At 52.6% G+C, this 16,339-nt stretch carries 16 protein-coding genes and 1 pseudogene; 7 read left to right on the top strand and 10 right to left on the bottom strand.

What is annotated here, in order from left to right; translation table 11 throughout:
• Window positions 1–129 precede the first annotated feature (129 nt).
• Window positions 130–288, top strand: a pseudogene (locus OCH02_RS19130) (tyrosine-type recombinase/integrase); the annotation flags it as partial.
• A 472-nt stretch (window positions 289–760) separates the two neighbouring features.
• On the opposite strand, the gene OCH02_RS19140 reads toward OCH02_RS19130, so the two are convergent.
• Window positions 761–2,215: a PLP-dependent aminotransferase family protein gene (locus OCH02_RS19140; protein ID WP_261432550.1), complete on the bottom strand. Its 1,455-nt coding sequence runs from the start codon at window positions 2,213–2,215 to the stop codon at window positions 761–763.
• 273 nt (window positions 2,216–2,488) lie between these two features.
• On the opposite strand from OCH02_RS19140, the gene OCH02_RS19145 reads away from it, so the two are divergent.
• The 3 genes from OCH02_RS19145 to OCH02_RS19155 all read left to right on the top strand — a co-directional run bounded on the left by OCH02_RS19145 (window position 2,489) and on the right by OCH02_RS19155 (window position 4,688).
• Entirely contained in the window at window positions 2,489–3,037 is a 549-nt protein-coding gene (locus tag OCH02_RS19145; protein ID WP_261432551.1) for a GNAT family N-acetyltransferase, read from the top strand.
• 185 nt (window positions 3,038–3,222) lie between these two features.
• The gene (locus OCH02_RS19150) at window positions 3,223–3,546 is read left to right on the top strand and encodes a DUF3302 domain-containing protein (RefSeq protein WP_261432552.1); all 324 of its coding nucleotides are present in this window, start codon (window positions 3,223–3,225) and stop codon (window positions 3,544–3,546) included.
• A gap of 5 nt (window positions 3,547–3,551) precedes the next feature.
• Complete coding sequence (locus OCH02_RS19155; RefSeq protein ID WP_261432553.1) at window positions 3,552–4,688, top strand: HlyD family secretion protein; 1,137 nt, start codon at window positions 3,552–3,554, stop codon at window positions 4,686–4,688.
• A 50-nt stretch (window positions 4,689–4,738) separates the two neighbouring features.
• Here the strand turns inward: OCH02_RS19155 and OCH02_RS19160 are convergent, their stop codons facing one another.
• Window positions 4,739–4,909, bottom strand: coding sequence for a hypothetical protein (locus OCH02_RS19160; protein ID WP_176979969.1), 171 nt, complete (start codon window positions 4,907–4,909; stop codon window positions 4,739–4,741).
• Between the two features lie 707 nt (window positions 4,910–5,616).
• Here OCH02_RS19160 and OCH02_RS19165 point away from each other — a divergent pair.
• Window positions 5,617–6,366 carry a LuxR family transcriptional regulator gene (locus OCH02_RS19165; RefSeq protein WP_176979968.1) on the top strand — a complete coding sequence of 250 codons (750 nt, stop codon included), beginning with the start codon at window positions 5,617–5,619 and terminating at the stop codon, window positions 6,364–6,366.
• On the opposite strand, the gene OCH02_RS19170 is transcribed toward OCH02_RS19165, so the two are convergent.
• Window positions 6,338–6,970 (bottom strand): acyl-homoserine-lactone synthase, encoded by a 633-nt coding sequence (locus tag OCH02_RS19170; RefSeq protein WP_261432554.1) that lies wholly within the window; start codon window positions 6,968–6,970, stop codon window positions 6,338–6,340. The two genes, OCH02_RS19165 and OCH02_RS19170, sit on opposite strands and share 29 nt — an antisense overlap.
• Window positions 6,971–7,406: 436 nt before the next feature.
• A complete protein-coding gene (locus OCH02_RS19175) occupies window positions 7,407–7,994 on the bottom strand; it encodes a histidine phosphatase family protein (RefSeq protein WP_261432555.1) in 588 nt (195 codons plus the stop codon).
• A gap of 145 nt (window positions 7,995–8,139) precedes the next feature.
• On the opposite strand from OCH02_RS19175, the gene OCH02_RS19180 reads away from it, so the two are divergent.
• Complete coding sequence (locus tag OCH02_RS19180) at window positions 8,140–8,376, top strand: DUF4282 domain-containing protein (protein WP_012004591.1); 237 nt, start codon at window positions 8,140–8,142, stop codon at window positions 8,374–8,376.
• A 35-nt stretch (window positions 8,377–8,411) separates the two neighbouring features.
• Here OCH02_RS19180 and OCH02_RS19185 read toward each other — a convergent pair whose 3' ends face one another.
• The 5 genes from OCH02_RS19185 to OCH02_RS19205 form a co-directional block, all read right to left on the bottom strand.
• Window positions 8,412–8,834, bottom strand: a complete 423-nt coding sequence (locus OCH02_RS19185; protein WP_261432556.1) for an HIT family protein — start codon at window positions 8,832–8,834, stop codon at window positions 8,412–8,414.
• 103 nt (window positions 8,835–8,937) lie between these two features.
• Window positions 8,938–9,975 (bottom strand): LacI family DNA-binding transcriptional regulator, encoded by a 1,038-nt coding sequence (locus OCH02_RS19190; RefSeq protein WP_261432557.1) that lies wholly within the window; start codon window positions 9,973–9,975, stop codon window positions 8,938–8,940.
• 68 nt (window positions 9,976–10,043) lie between these two features.
• Window positions 10,044–10,805 carry an SDR family NAD(P)-dependent oxidoreductase gene (locus tag OCH02_RS19195; protein WP_261092969.1) on the bottom strand — a complete coding sequence of 254 codons (762 nt, stop codon included), beginning with the start codon at window positions 10,803–10,805 and terminating at the stop codon, window positions 10,044–10,046.
• A gap of 24 nt (window positions 10,806–10,829) precedes the next feature.
• Window positions 10,830–12,701 carry a TRAP transporter large permease subunit gene (locus tag OCH02_RS19200; protein ID WP_261432558.1) on the bottom strand — a complete coding sequence of 624 codons (1,872 nt, stop codon included), beginning with the start codon at window positions 12,699–12,701 and terminating at the stop codon, window positions 10,830–10,832.
• A gap of 24 nt (window positions 12,702–12,725) precedes the next feature.
• Complete coding sequence (locus OCH02_RS19205; RefSeq protein ID WP_261432559.1) at window positions 12,726–13,739, bottom strand: TRAP transporter substrate-binding protein; 1,014 nt, start codon at window positions 13,737–13,739, stop codon at window positions 12,726–12,728.
• A gap of 322 nt (window positions 13,740–14,061) precedes the next feature.
• Here OCH02_RS19205 and OCH02_RS19210 point away from each other — a divergent pair, with 322 nt between their 5' ends.
• Window positions 14,062–15,510: an alpha/beta hydrolase gene (locus OCH02_RS19210; protein WP_261432560.1), complete on the top strand. Its 1,449-nt coding sequence runs from the start codon at window positions 14,062–14,064 to the stop codon at window positions 15,508–15,510.
• Here the strand turns inward: OCH02_RS19210 and OCH02_RS19215 are convergent.
• Window positions 15,507–16,256, bottom strand: coding sequence for an NAD-dependent epimerase/dehydratase family protein (locus OCH02_RS19215; protein WP_261432561.1), 750 nt, complete (start codon window positions 16,254–16,256; stop codon window positions 15,507–15,509). The two genes, OCH02_RS19210 and OCH02_RS19215, sit on opposite strands and share 4 nt — an antisense overlap.
• Window positions 16,257–16,339 lie beyond the last annotated feature (83 nt).

Consider the following 16,339-nt stretch of genomic DNA (forward strand, 5'->3'; position numbering starts at 1 on the left):
ATCCCTGCTCAGTGACCTGCTTTACGGCTTCAATTTTGAATTCTTCAGTGAAATTTTTGGCTGACATAAACACTCCTTCATTAAGCCTCTATTATGAGGCAAAAAAGTGTCTATAAAACCCGGGTCTATTCAGATAATGGTTTGGACACACGATTAATACAAGATTATCTCGGCCATAGAAATATTCAACATACAGTACATTACACGGCAAGTAATGCGTCTCGTTTTCGTGCCGTAACATTTTGCGAATCATTAAAAAAACCCCTTGCTTTAAACAATAAGAGTTAGTAGCCCGGAGAGCAATGGAGTTATATTGTTGCATTAATGCCCATTTAACAATGCCACTTAGACACCAATAAACTGATTTGTATGTAATCCCTGCTTCAAACAGAACAGGGATTATGTTAAAGGCTCAGGTTCGGCCAATCGGATTATCTCGGATTGCGTCATAAAAAGGGGATGCGTACTCATTGATAGGGCCCCCTCCCACATATAGCGAAACATTGTGAGTTGTGTCAGTCAGGACCTCTGTGGACATGTGATATTAAAGACCAGCTTTAGTTTTTAACACCCCATAGGGTGTTTTTCCATCATGTGCTGAATGGGGACGATGACAGTTATAAAACGCTTCCCATTCAGCTAACTTTTCATAAAAATCGACATCATCGGTAGAGTGAGCTGTATAAAAGTTACTATTTATAATGAAAATGAATTAAATATCGATTGGATGGTTTTGATTTATCACTCCTGTTATTGCCAATCAATCTGCTTCATTCCCCAAAAGTGATTGAGAACACCATTGCCCAAGCAGGGCGATCGCCTGCTCAACCTCATCGTTATAACCAAAGCCTGCATTCAGTCGGAAACAGTGATCGTAGCGGTTATCCGTGGCAAAAATATGCCCGGGGGCGATGCCGATCCCGGCATTGCGCGCTTTGATAAACAGCGTACGTACATTCAAGGTATTCTTCGGCATTTCCACCCACAGCACATAGCCGCCTTCAGGCTCAGAGACGTTTGTGCCCGGGGGGAATACGCGTAGCACTACCTGACGGATTTTGTTCACCAGGTTAGCCAACTTATGCCTGAGTTTGCGCAGATGGGCGTCGTATCCGCCATTGCTCAGTAATTCGGCAATGGTTGCCTGCGGCAATATGGGTGAGCCCATGGTCGAGGTATATTTCAGCGAGGTGATTTTTCGCATGTAATGGTTGCTGTGAACCCAACCGACACGCACGCCTGGCGCCACGGTTTTAGAGAAACCGCTGCACAGGATGACATTGGGGCTAAAGGCCCTCATTGGAAATGGCCGTTGGTCACCAAAGGCGATGTCGCCAAAGGTGTCATCTTCAATAATGATCACATCGTTTTCATCGGCCTGCCGCGCGATGTGCGCTTTTTTCTCGTTCGGTATGGTTTTGCCCAGTGGGTTATTAACATTGGCGAGGGTGACAAACACCTTCACCGCTTTTCTCTGGAACAGCGCAACCAGCTTTTCACTATCCACATAGCCTTCGTTACCCGTTTCAACCTCAATCACGCGCAGTTTGAGCTGACGCAACATTTGCAATAAAACGAAATAGCAGGGCGATTCAACGGCAACCGCATCTCCCGGTTTCACTGTCGCAAGCAGCGAGAGCGACAGTGCCTCCACGCAGCCGTTGGTCACTAAAATGTTATCCGGATTAATATTGCAGCCATAGTCTATCGCTCGTCGGGCGATTTCTGTTTTTAACGGTGCATAGCCGGAGCCTTTGACCGTATCACCGAGCAAAAATGGCTTGCTATAACCAAGCTGGCGCATGATCAAACTCAGCTTTTTGATGGGGTACAAAGAGCTATCACCATTAGCCAGATCCAGACGAACGCGGCAATCTTCCCCCACCATTGCCATGTGCAATTCGGTTTGTTCATCCAGCGGCGCAATCTCACGTGGCTGTTCCACGATAGCGTCGCGCTTTTGCAGCGAATGCTGCCTTGGTGCGACAAAAAAACCGGATTTGGGTTTGGCTACGGCGTAATGTTCATCTTCCAGGGTACGCAAGGTTTTAAGTGCGGTTGTCAGACTGATGTTGTATTGAGTGGCCAGCGTTCTTACCGACGGCAAACGTGCATTGGCAGGTAAAAATCCCGCGTGGATTGCCTGCTTTATCTGTTCGGCAATCTGACGGTACAGGCTGCCCTGTCTCCCCGCTTCCGTCTGCTCCATCGGCATCTGTTCCACTCCATATCGCTCTGATCTGTACGTATAAAACAGATTACTTTGAGAGTAGTTTAGCTAGCAAGGCTTAGAAATAATGAATTCAACGTGTTCATTCGCAGAACCTTTTTCAATTCGAATGGGTGAATGACCGAGGTCTATATTCTGTGACTGAGCCGTTCGTTATTTATCAAAGGATAACTTTGAAGGGATACAGAGAATTAATTTTTACTGCAATGATAAATTTCTAAAAAAACTGGGCTATTTTCGACTTTCGAGGAGGTTTGCATGGAATTGTGTGTGGCCAATGTGGCTGATATTGAACAAGTGACTGAACTGCTCAAGCGGTACCAGGTAGCAACCATCAGTGAGGAAGACAAAAAAGATGGTTTTGTGACCACTTTACTGACCTATGAACAAATGGTCGCGTTGATTGAACAAGAACAAGGGCTGTTTGTCGCCAGGCAAGAAGGGAAAATTGTCGCGTTCGTGATGGCCGCTTCCTGGCGGTTTTGGGCGCCCTGGCCTTTGTTTGAGCACATGATTGGCAGATTGGGAGAATGTGAGTTTGCCGGCCAGGTGTTGACGGTGGAGAACTCCTACCAATACGGGCCGATCTGTGTCGACGTTTCGGTTCGGGGTAGCGGGGTGCTTGAAGCGCTGTTTGCGTTTGCATTAAAACAAATGTCATCGCGTTTTGATGTTTTGGTCACATTTGTGAATAAAATTAACCCACGATCTTATGCAGCACATACGCGTAAACTGGGGCTCCAGGTTTTGAATGAGTTTACCTTTAATAATAATCATTATTACTGGATGGTTTGCGCTACTCGTTAGAGCGATAACGGATCTTTCGCTTAAACCCAAAAGTTCCATAAAATCAAAGTGTCGTTGTTATCTATTTTTGGTTCATTTTCTATAAGGTACACCCGCCGAAATAAACTTACCCAGTTTTAGCACAAAGAGCTAAAAACGCGTCTATCTTTACCAGTGAACACGGGTTCCGCAAATGAGAGGCAGTTATGTTTCTTAATTACTTCGCGTTGGGTGTACTTATTCTGGTTTTCCTTATTATTTTCTATGGGATTATTATTCTGCATGATATTCCCTATCTTATTGCCAAGGCACGCAACCACCCGCATGCCGATGCTATCCATGTCGCGGGCTGGGTAAGCTTATTTACTCTGCATGTGATTTGGCCATTTTTATGGATATGGGCTACTTTATATCGCCCCGAGCGTGGTTGGGGTATGCAAGGTCAGGAGGCGTCGTTCGCACAGTTGCAGCAACGTGTGGCGGAGCTGGAGTTGAAACTGGTTGATCATAAAACGCCGCCTTCGGAGTAGCCACCATGGATCTGCTCATTATCCTGACTTATGTTGCTTTTGCCTGGTCTATATTTAAAATTTTCAAAATACCGGTCAATAAATGGACCGTGCCCACGGCTGCATTAGGCGGAGTGTTTTTAATTGGCGCATTAATTCTGCTAATGAATTATAACCACCCCTATACTTATTTGGCGCAGAAAGCGGTTATCTCAATCCCTATTACGCCACAGGTGACGGGCGTGGTTAGCGAAGTTACCGAGAAGCAAAACGTATTAATAAAAAAAGGTGAAGTGCTGTTTAAATTAGATCCCATACGCTATCAGGCGCGGGTCAATCGACTTCAGGCTGATTTGGTCACCGCGATTAATAATACTCAGGTGCTTAAAGGGCAGCTCGACGAAGCTATTGCCAACACATCTCGGGTCAGTGCAGAGCGTGACCGCTTATATAAAGACTATCAACGTTATGTCAGAGGCAGCCAGGCCAAGGTCAATCCATTTTCGGAAAGTGATATTGATAACGCCCGGCAGAACTATCTGGCGCAAGATGCGCTGGTAAAAGGTTCGGTGGCGGAGCAAGCACAAATAAAAAGTCAGTTAGACAGCGTGATTAACGGGGAACAGTCTCAAATCGTTAGCCTCAGGGCGCAGTTGGCGGAGGCCAAATATAATCTTGATCAAACGGTGATACGCGCTCCCAGCGACGGTTACGTGACACAGGTGCTGATCCGTCCAGGGACCTATGCCGCGGCAATTCCGCTGCGGCCGGTGATGGTGTTTATTCCTGAGCAAAAACGGCAAATCATTGCTCAGTTCCGCCAAAACTCGTTGCTGCGTCTTAAGGCCGGTGACGAAGCCGAAGTGGTGTTTAATGCATTTCCCGGCCAGGTATTCCCCGGTAAATTGATCAGAATTCTTCCGGTAGTCCCCGGCGGGTCTTACCAGGCGCAAGGGACGCTGCAATCGCTGAGCGTGGCCGCCGGCAGCGACGGTGTGCTGGCGGTGATTGAGCTGGTACCCAACAGTGAAATCGATGAATTACCTGACGGAATTTTTTCGCAGGTGGCAGTTTACTCCGACCACTTTACGCATGTGGCGGTGATGCGCAAGGTACTGCTACGCATGACCAGTTGGATGCACTATCTCTATCTGGACCATTAGCCCAGCACAAAAAAGCCGCTTCCTGAGGAGGCGGCTTAGTGACTTACGGCTTAGGCATATTGCGTTAATCGCCAGGTGACAGCCTGGTTATTATAGGGTGGCATGGTATTGCCTTTGGCAATGGGAGCGGTGGTTGATGGTGTACCTACAACCGTCCAGACGCCGCTTTCAGGGCATTTGTGCCCGGTAGAGGCTGTGGTGCCGATAGGGGATTTAGCCATAATGATCTTTCCTTAATCAGTGCGGTGCTACCCTTAGCCCCGCCAAGAAAGATATTTACATGTTCAGGTATATATTCAATCCCACAAGCCAAATACAAAGTATTAGTTTGTTATTAGTAGATTCAGGTGTTGGTTATTTAGTTTTAACCGTTCTTCACCCTAGGTTGTTTCAATATATAATAAATGTATATTTTAAAAGTGATAACATTTAATTTAAATATGTTTTTTTGATATGATTTAAGTTGTTTATTATTCTGAAGTGTATACTTGTTATATTGAAATATGTTTGAAGTGAGAAAGAAAAAACAGGCTCAACGTACAGCCATTCCCGCCCCTCTGATCAGCTAGGTTATCGTCGACCATGATCGTCGCTTGTCTGCTTAAGAGAGTAAAGCAACCCAATGGAGATGCATTGGTGACCTGCGGCCTTGGCGAAGATGAATTTGAAAGGATAAATTAGCGGTGTTAAAGTAAGGCTCCGGCCAGCAGTGACTTTTTGCACATCCTGTCTGACCGGAAAATTTTTCCCTGGTGTTGGCTGACTTAGCTACCTGACCGTACAGGTCAGGTTTTTTTTACTGTTCGTCCAACGGGATTTATTATATGCAGTGGTTCCAAATTCGTAAGTTGTACTTAAGTCTTATCGGTACCTATACTTAAGTGCAGGTTCTCATCACAGGGAAAATCCAGACCACCACGGAGCCTGTATGTTTTCTATCTTCAATGAAAATCAAACAATAACGGAAACGCTTAGGGACCATATCGACAGGAAGTTGTCCTCACTCGGTAGCCCGGCATACGCTTACACGGTCGTCAGAAAGAAAAATCCGTCAGATGTGCTTATTATTTCCAGTTATCCGGATGAATGGGTAGACCTCTACCGCGTTAACAATTTCCAGCTTACCGACCCGGTGATACTGACTGCGTTCAAACGCACTTCGCCCTTTACATGGGACGAAAATATCACCCTGATGTCAGATCTTAAGTTCACCAAGATCTTCTCCCTCTCCAAACGGTACAATATCGTTAACGGCTTCACCTTTGTTCTGCATGACCATATGAACAACCTGGCGTTGTTATCAGTCATTATCGACAACAATAAGCAGGGTGCATTGGAAGAGCGGCTTTCGTCCGAGCGCGGGACGATGCAGATGTTATTGATAGATATTAATGAGCAGATGTATCGTCTCGCCGGGTCGGTCTCATCCAGTCGGCAGAGGCATCATGCGGACGAGGACAAACCCATCTTCACCCCGAGAGAAAATGAAGTTCTGTATTGGGCCAGCATGGGGAAAACCTATGGGGAGATTGCCACTATCGCCAGCATTTCCTTGAGTACGGTGAAGTTTCATATGGGGAATATTGTGGTCAAACTGGGTGTCAGCAACGCCCGTCAGGCTATCCGGTTGGGCGTTGAGCTTGAGCTGATTACACCGGCAACAACAGCGGCCAGGTGATAACCGACGGAGCAGGGCAGCCAAGATCCGTGATGATCCCCGATGCCATTCGAGCCTGGTCTTCTGGCCCTGTTGGCAGAAACAGCAGATAAATTCTTTCGCGTTCGCTGAGGTATGCTTCTTTGAGTACGCTGACTTGCCATCCTGAGCGTTTCAAGATCCTCAGCATAGCTCGGCTCACTATGGTGTGAATACCATTACGCTCATGGTGGCGTGCCCAGTTAATCATTGCCTGAAACAGAGCTTGGCTAACAGGGTACTGCTCACCGAGCAGCCGCCGTGCCCGAGTCTTGTCGACAAAAAAGCGACTTGATTCTATACCTACCAGGGGCAGTGACACACTGTCAAAACTGGCCTGGAACGTGTGCGTTATCATGTTGGGCTGACTCAGGGCGGTGAAGCGAACGCTGCAGATCAACTGTCCTTGGCACAGTCCCAAAATGTAACTCGTGTTAGGGTTATCAAATTCATCAAACTCCATATCGAGTTTGCATGCCACGTCCCACCCCAGTCGGTCGCTGAAGGTTTTTTTTCTCAATCGGTAAAGCTCATCTGAGTGTGTTGCTTTCAGCTCATCATAGCTGACGTCAAATAATTCAAGCATTCCATTACCTTGTTTTTATTGGCGGAAACGTATCGCGGTATTTAGATTACCTGGCGATATTCTACAAAAATTTTAAGCACACTACGGATGAAAACAAAGCCATGTCGAGGGATGAAATTAAGGGGCAGCCAGTTGCCAAAACGTACGTTTGACTCAAAGGCGTAAAGTCTGGCAGGCCATGCGTGATTTTTTGCGTATTCCGCTGACAATGAACTTTCATTCTGGTTAGTGAACATATGGGTTGGTAAGATAATACTTTAGGCTAAGAATTATTAGGTTATACCAGATCAATGAGTCTCGTTTCCTGAGTTGTATAGAATTACTCTAAACATGCAATAATTCTCATTTTCCCGTTAGGGTACTTATTTATCTAGTCCCTATATCATACAGGGCTGCTGCTCACCATTTCTATTCGTCAGCCAAAGGCGGTTTGGCATTATCCCCCCGAAGGGCAGGTCTCCGCCAACTGCGTCAAACCCTCACTTTCCTGCCTGAATGAAACCTTGTCCTGATCCAGCGTCACCACAAAAATGCTGTCAAAGTCGCTGCCCGGCCATTTGGGCACTGAATCGGCGTTGCCCCCGCGTGCGGCCACGATGTTCTTCACTGCCTTATCGAGATTCTTGTGTTCCCAAGCGATAAAAATACGTGAGTTTCGGTATTTATCGCTCAGCAGTTCCTGCTGCAGCCCATTGATGTCATCGGCGTGGAACTGAATGCCGATCGGTAACCCTACCCGTACGGCGGTGGGCATGATGGTCGACAGCGCCCGCAGTGAACTGCCGGTCTTGTCTTCTTTCGGCCCGGCGGCAAAGATAAAGTCCGGCTTGCCATAGCGGTTCAGCAGCACGTCCGGTAGTGCCAGTGCGCGGTTCAGTCCCTTGCAGGTTAACTGCCCGCTGTTGTTGGCCGGTTTTTCCCCATGCCGCACAAAGATCAGCGTTTCCTGCGCCAGTGCGCTTTGGCTGAGCAGCAGCAACGCCGCCAAACCACCGAGTAAATTGTGAGCAACTTTGTTAAACATCTTCAACCCTTATGTAATGGCTTGCTGATTTCTATGCGCTTTTGGTCGCGTTACTCGCTATCATTACCGATGTGACAAAAAGGGCTTGCCGCTCCGATGCGGCACCTCTGGGATAATTAAATACTGGCCTAAGGAAGGATTTACAATGAAAAACATTTTCTTTTTTGATGCGATGCTGACTCCGAAAATCATCACCGGTGTTTACTGGCTGTGCCTGCTGAGCATTATTGTTGGCGGGATTGGGGCGATGTTCTACGGTGAGTTTTTCCGTGGTCTGTTCGCGATCATCATCGGCGGCGTGTTTACTCGCGTTTGCTTTGAAATGATCATTATTGCGTTTAAAAATAACGAATACCTGCGCAAAATCTCCGAAAAGCCGTAATGCGATAAAAATGCCGGGCATCGCCCGGCATTCTGTTATTCCCCCAACGTCAGCGCCAGCCGTTCCCGCATCAACGCAATAAAATTATCCGGCAATGTTTTCGTCGTGGATGCCCGCAGCGCCTGGCTCCAGACCGGCTCCGGGAAGTGCGAGTCGTCGAGGTAACGCGGGACGATATGCCAATGCAAATGCGGTAGCGCGGTGCCCAGGCTGGCGATGTTGATCTTCGCGGGCGTCAGTAATTGGCGCAACTGCGCCTCAACCTGTGCCACCACCGCCATGATGTTGTTGCGTTGGTCGTCACGCAGGTCGCTTAACTCGGCGATGTGTTCATGCCACACCACCCGACACCAGCCGGGGAATGGGCTGTCGGCGATAAAAATTGCCCGGCACTGTGAGTTTTGCCACAGCACGGTCTCATCGGTCGGATGGCAGTAAACACAAGATTCATGATTCATTTTATTCTCCTGCTGCGGTTTTGGGCGCAGCGAAACCCCGCCGCGCGTTAGCGCAGCCAGGTATTCAGTGTGAAAGAGAGCGGGACCGGCGGCCCCGCCGGGGCTACGAGTTAATCACCGACTGGCGGCGCACCAGGCTGGGGGCAAATAAAAACTCCTCAACTGGCAGTTCCGGGTTTTCCAACCGGCCGATCAGCCGATCGACAATTTTCACTGCCATTTCGCGCAGCGGAGGGGCCACAGAGCTGAGCGCCGGGTTGAACAGTTCGGACAGAAACATGTTATCGATGCCGACCACCGAAATATCCTCTGGCACCCGCACCCCCAATCGCTGGAAGGCAGAAATCATGCCGATGGCCAGCATGTCGTTCAGCGCGACAACACCGTCCGGCCGCGGTTCACTCTGGCAGACTTGTTCGGCCAGCGTTTTCCCCAACTCGGCCATTTCGGCATCGCCGTAGGCGAACTGCGCTTTACCTTCTATCACCCTGACCGGCAGCCCGGCAGCTTCCAGTGCCTGCCGATAACCGGCAATCTTGTTGGCGCGGCTGCTGGTCATGCCGGAGGCGGTGGCGAAAGCGATACGCTGGCAGCCCTGGGCGATCAGATGCTGGGCCGCCATGCTGCCGGCGGCGCTATTGTCCATCGACACGCTGTCGATCGGCAGCGCCGTTTCGCCAGGGGCTGTCAGGGTGCGTTCGTCGTAGTTGATCATCACCAGGCCGCGTTTCAGGGCGTCACGGAAATGGGGGCGATCGTAAAAGGTGGAGGCGACCACCACGCCACGGATGCCTAATGCCAGCAGGTCGTCCAGAAAACGGATCTCTTCTTCCTGCTGGCGATGGGTATCACCCAGCAGCACCTGATAGCCGTAGTTTTGCTTGGCCGCCAGCTCAATTTCGCGTACCAGTGCGGCGAAGCTGGGGTTGACGATCGAGGGCACCAACAGGCCGAGCATTTTGACCTGTCCGGTTTTGAGCTGCTGCGCCGCGCGGTTTGGTTGGTACTGCAACGCCGCCATCGCCTGCTCAATACGGGCCAGCGTATCCTTGCGCATCTGATCGACCCGGCCGTTCAGCACGTTGGAAACCGTACTGACCGAAACCCCGGCATGACGTGCCACATCACGTATATTCGCCATCACATTCCCGTTTTGCATTAACCCATTACCGCGACTTTATCACGCACTCGAAAGTGAGTCACAGGCCCTTAGGGCGCGATCTGCCCGCCGTTGACGTCGATAATCTGTCCGGTGATATAACCGCTGCAGTTATGCGATGCCAGGAACAGGTAAGTGGGCGCCACTTCTTCGCTGCGGCCAAAACGCCCCATCGGGATCGAAGCGCACATCTTGCTCAGCACTTCTTCACTTTTGCCGTGGTGGAAGGCGGTATCGATGCTACCCGGCGAGACGATATTGAACCGAATATTATCTTTGGTGAACTCCTTCACCCAGTTGCGATGAATGTTGTGCAGCCAGGCCTTGGCGCTGGCATACAGACCGGCACCGATGCCGCCGCCTTCACGTGCGGCGATGGACCCGGTGCTGATCACACTGGCGGTAGCGCCGCTCTCGCGTGCCGAGGCGCGCAGGTGCGGGATAGCGAATTTGGTGACCATCAGTGCCGAGCGGCAGTTCAGGTCCATCACCCGATCAAAGAATTCGTCGTCTATCGCTTCCAGGCCGTTACGTCCGCCCAGTCCACCGGCGTTATTGATCAAAATGTCGATGCCACCAAAGCGGGCGACAAAGGCTTCGACCAGCGCTTCACAGCCTGCGGAGCGTGATAAATCGGCAGAGAAGAACTCGCATTCACCGGGGAAGGCGGCTATTTCTGCCGGTGACTCGCTGCGCATGCCGTTAATTCCCACTTTGGCGCCGTGTTGGGCGAACAGGGCGGCGGTCGCCAGACCAATACCGGCGGTGGAACCGGTGATCAACACGCGTTTATTGGTTAAATCAGAGAACATGGTGTGACTCCTTGCTTGAGAAAATCAGTACCCCAGCTGCGTGGGCAGCCAGGTGGTGAGCGCCGGGAACAGCGCGATAACGATGATGCCGAGCAGTATGATCAGCAGGTATTTGGCCATCGGCTTAATCACATCCTGCATAGGCACGCCGCAAATGGTGCAGGTGGTGTACAGACCCAGGCCGATGGGCGGGGAAAACAAACCGAAACCCATCGCCAGAATCATCACAATGGCGTAGTGCAGCGGGTTAAAGCCGAGTTGGGTAGCGATGGGTACCAGAATGGGTGCAAAGATAATCAGTGCCGGAGCGCCCTCCAGCACCGCGCCGAAGATAATCAGGATGACAATCGACAGCAGCAGGAACAGCCACGGGCCGTAGTCCGCACCGATAGCGACCAGCAGCTGTGCGCACTGCTGAGGGATCATTTCGATGGTCAGGGCGAAGGACAAACTGGTGGCGCAGGCAACGATAAACAGCAGCATGCCGGACAGCGCAGCGGTATCGACAAACAGCGTCAGGGTGGCTTTTAGGGTCAGTTCCCCAAAGGCCAGTCGACCGACCACGATGGCGTAAACTACCGCGAAGGCGGAAATCTCGGTGGAGGTGGCGATACCGGCCACCACGCCCTTGCCGATCATCAAAATCATCACCAGCCCGACGGTGGCACCGATCAGCAGTTGGCGGGTTGGCATTCGCACCGGGTAGGCGTCATCGACGTTGATGCGCTTGCCGAATATCACGGCAGCAATCAGCAGTAACACCAACAGGCACAGCGCGGGGATCAGTCCCGCGATGAACAGTGCGCCAATGGATATGTTGGCGATAAAGCCCATCACGATCAGGTTAACGCAGGGGGGAATGGTTTCCGCCATGATGGCCGAGGCGGCGAACACCCCGGCAGACTCTGCCGCCGGTTGACGCGCCCGCCGCACCGCGGGCATCAGCACGCCGCCGACCGTGGCGACGTCCGCCAGTTTGGAGCCGGAAATGCCGGAGAAGAATGCCACCGACAAAATAGTGGTGATGTTCAGGCCGCCGCGATAACGACCGGTGCCGCGTACGATCAGTTCAACCAACCGTGACGACATGCCGTTGACCTCCATCACCGCACCGGCCAGCAGAAAGAACGGAATAGCCAGCAGCACGAAATGGTCGACGCCGGCAGTCACCTGCTGGGCAAAGAACACGAACGGCAGCGACGGATCGCTGAGGAAGAACACCATCGCCGACATGCCCAAAGTAAAGGCGATCGGCACGCCGGAGATGATGCCCAAAATAAAGCAGGCCAGCATCAGCGCGGCGGGCAATGAGCTGAATCCCAGCGGGATATGCAGGCTGAGGTAACCCGTTCCGCCCAGAAGAGCAACGGCGGCGGCGCTGATTAACACCACTTTTAACGGTGCCTGGCAGGCGTGATCGAGCGCGCTGACCAGCATCACCGCCGCGCCGATAAATACCGGTACCACAAAGATCGCCTGCGGCAGGCCGTGTTCGGTGGTCTGCGGTAGTGAAATACCCACCAGGCTGAAGCTCGATACCGTTAACCCCAGAGCCACCAGGACCAGCACCCAACGGCTGGCATGTACTACGTAGGGGCGGACCACCACCGGTACCCAGCGCAGGAACAGATCGACGCCGATGTGTCGGCCACGCCCCGTGGAGGTGGCGACGCCGAAGAACACCAGCGTTACCATCAGTGCGCGCGCCACTTCTTCCGCCCATTCAATCGGGCTGTGCAGCGCGTAGCGCCAAATCACCGAGGCGAACACCACCACCACGTTGATCAGCAGCGCCAGTGCGCCACCCCAGGCGGTAAAGCGGGTCAGACCGCGGCTTAACTGCGTCAGGATGGCCACTTTTTTCACACTCATTTCAAGGGTTACAGGAAGGGTCATAGCATATCCTCCGCCAGAAGGGCGTTACGGCTGCGCCGTGGCATGAATGGCATCCAGCACCGCTTTGGCCTGTGGATATTTCCCGCTAAATGCCGCCTGCAGCGGCAGAGTTTGCTGACGGAAATAGTCGCGGTCGGTTTCGGTAAAGGTCACGCCGGCGGCTTTCAGTTTTTCCATCGCCTGAGTTTCTTTTTCCGCCGCGATTTTGCGTTCATAAACCGTGGCTTCGCTGGCTGCCGCCAACACCTCGGCTTGCAGTGGCTGCGGGATGCGTTGGAACGCCGCCTGGCTGATGGTGGCGACAATCGGGTTGTAGATATGGCGGGTCAGCGTGGCGTATTTGGCTATCTCGTAATACTTGCTGGTGTAGACCGTAGCAGCGTCATGTTCCACGCCGTCGATCACCCCCATCTGCAGCGCGGAATAGACTTCACCGCCGGGCATCGGGATCGCCGTGGCACCCATGCTTTTCAGCGTGGCGATAAAGTTGGGGGCCGGCAGCACGCGTACTTTCATTCGGTTGAGGTCCTGCGGTGTCTGCAGCGGTTTTTTACTGTAAATGTTGCGTGCGCCCAGGCTGAAGCCGTAGCCCAGCACTTTGATATTGCTTTGCTTGGCCAGCATGGCGCTCAGCAGTTGGCCCGCCTGACCATCCAGTGCCTGGCCCAGTTGCTGGTTGTCGTTGAACAGATAACCCAGATCCAGCACGCCGATTTCCGGCACCAGCGTGGCCCAGATTGAGGTCCCGGAGATAGTCATATCGATCGCGCCGATACGCACCTGCTGGACTGCATCGGCCTCTTTGCCCAGCATGCCGTTCGGGAAATAGCTGAGGGTGATTTTGCCCGGCAGGCGCTGGTCCAGATTTTGTTTGAAGCGGTGAAACCAGATGGCGTGCGCGGAATATTCATCATCGGGCAGTGATGAATACACCCGCAGGTTAACTTCGGCGGCGTTGCTACGCAGCGGCAAGATAAACAGCATAAATAACAGTGTGATAAACAGACGCGGCGTTAAGCGGCATATCAGTGATTTCATCAGCCTGGCTCCCGATCGCAGGTAGCCTGCGATGCTGGTGGTGAAGATGATTCCCCTGTGGGGTAACGCTGTAGGGACAGGGGGAACGGGTACGATACTTTGTGTCTTCGGTTTCACTGTAACGTTTTAGTGTATCGTTACAGTCAACCTACAAACATTGATTGGGTAGATCAATTTTTATCCGCCAAAACGGTTGGGAAATGCAGATTCTGTGAGCAGGTTCTAAAAATCGGCGGGTAGCGATTGGTCGTTATTGAACTGCCGCTGCGGGCATTTAACTTCTATAATCGCAGCTTGGATAACCGTGAAATCAGGAGTGAGCATGCCTTCCAGGGCGATAATCAAATGGACCAAACGGCTGACGATAGTGATGGTCACCGTGCTGCTCACGCTGTTTGCGGTACGGATTTACGATACCCAAAGCGGCCCGGCGCTGGAGCCCTGGCACACCTTTGTACCGCACGAACTGTCGGCCGCCGAGCTGGACAACACCGACTGGCAGGGCTATCTGGCCGCAGAGAGCCGGGTGTTTGATGAGGTGAAGGCTAACGTCACGGACAAACTCTCCGCCAGTGAACGTATTCCGCTCAACCGCTACTTTGACGGCAGCCCGATATACCCGGAGCACTTCGCCCATGACTGGAACCGTTCCTATGAACTGCTGCCACAGGGCGAACCGCGTGGTGCGGTGGTGCTGTTGCACGGCCTGACCGATTCCCCTTACAGCCTGCGGCACATTGCCGAGAACTACCGACAGCAGGGATATGTGGCGGTCGGTATTCGCCTGCCGGCACACGGTACGGTGCCGGGGGCGTTGACCGATATTGAATGGCAAGACTGGTTGGCGGCGACACGTTTAGCCGTGCGCGAGGCACGCAGCAAAGCCGGGGGCGATAAGCCACTGCATATCGTGGGCTTTTCCAACGGTGGTGCGCTGGCGATGAAGTACGCGCTGGATGCATTGGACGATCCGCAGTTGGCGGCACCTCAACGACTGGTGCTGATCTCACCGATGATCGGCGTGACCAGTTTTGCCCGTTTTGCCGGTATTGCCGGTTGGCCTGCGGTGTTCCCGGCGTTTGCCAAAGCCGCGTGGCTCGGGGTGCTGCCGGAATTTAACCCTTTCAAATACAACTCGTTCCCGGTGAACGGAGCGCGTCAGTCTTATCTGCTCAGTAACGGTCTGCAACAGCAAATTGCCCGGGCGGCGCGTGACGGCAAACTGGATAAATTAGCGCCGATACTGACCTTCCAGTCGGTGATGGATTCCACGGTCAGCACCCGGGCGGTGATCCGCGCGTTATACAACGAATTGCCGGCTAACGGCAGCGAACTGATGCTGTTTGACGTCAATCGTACGGTCAACTTCGGGCCGCTGCTGCGGCCAAACGCGGCTGCGGCGGTCAGCCAACTGTTGCCTGCGCCTCCACGCCGCTACCAGACCACGGTGATCGCCAACGCCTCACCGGAAAGCAGTGAGGCGATCGCCAGCGTAACGCCAGCCGGGGTAACGACGGTAAGTGAGCAGCCGCTGGGCATGACTTACCCAGCGGATATTTACTCGTTGTCGCATGTGGCATTGCCATTCCCGGTCAGCGACTCACTTTATGGCCGTTTTCCGGCGCAGCGTGATGAGTTTGGTATTAGCCTCGGCACGCTTGCTGCGCGTGGTGAAAGCTCGGTGTTGGTGGTCAGTCTCGATTCGCTAATGCGCATCGCCTCCAACCCGTTTTTCCCTTACCTGCTGCAGCGCATTGATAGCAAACTTTAGCCGAAACCGAGGATGCTAAACGCGTCGTCCTGCGGGTAGTAACCGAGCAGTTGGCTGGTTTCCTCCAGCGACAGCCGCTTGTAGCGATTATTGGAAACGCCGTGCACCACCGCATGATGCACGCCTTCAACGCGCAGGCAACGTTCCAGCAGATCGGCGGCGTCGCGGTGGCTGAGAAAAGCGCTCATATCACGGGCGCTGAGCTGTTCACCAGGCTCCAGCGTGGTGAAGTTGGCGATGCGTACCGACAGCGCAGAAAGCCCTTCCTGATGGGCAAAGTAGGCGGCGATGCCCTCGCCAAATGCCTTGCTGACGCCGTACATATTTTTCGGTTTTGGTGCGTCCTGCGGTCTAATCTGATAATCCAGCGCATAACCTTCTACCGCCTGCGCGCTGCTGGCGAAGACCACGCGTTTACAGCCGGCGTCTTTTGCCGCGCGGAAAATATTGAAGGTGCCGAGAATATTGTTATCCATCAGCGAGTGGCAAAAGTCCGCATCGGGAGAGGGATCGGCCGCCAGGTGCAACACGGTATCGATGTCGGCGCAGGCCGCTCGGCAGGCTGCGATGTCGGCAATGTCGAAGCTGATGGTCTCATCATTCGGCTGCAGGTTGGTCAGCAACCCGAGGTCTTTTTCCGCCAGCCGCAGTTGATAGCGATTTCCCACCGATTGACGGAATGCCGTCGCCACCCGGCCGCCCGCGCCGGTAATCAGAATTCGTCCAAATTCAGTACGCAAAGTCATGATCTCAGCCAGTCCCTAAAGTCCATTCTGTGGTGACCAGTAATAATCCGCCGCGTCAGATTTGTCCAGCATCAAATTAGCAT

The sequence above is a fragment of the Serratia quinivorans genome (assembly GCF_946227985.1).
Lineage (GTDB): Bacteria > Pseudomonadota > Gammaproteobacteria > Enterobacterales > Enterobacteriaceae > Serratia > Serratia quinivorans_A.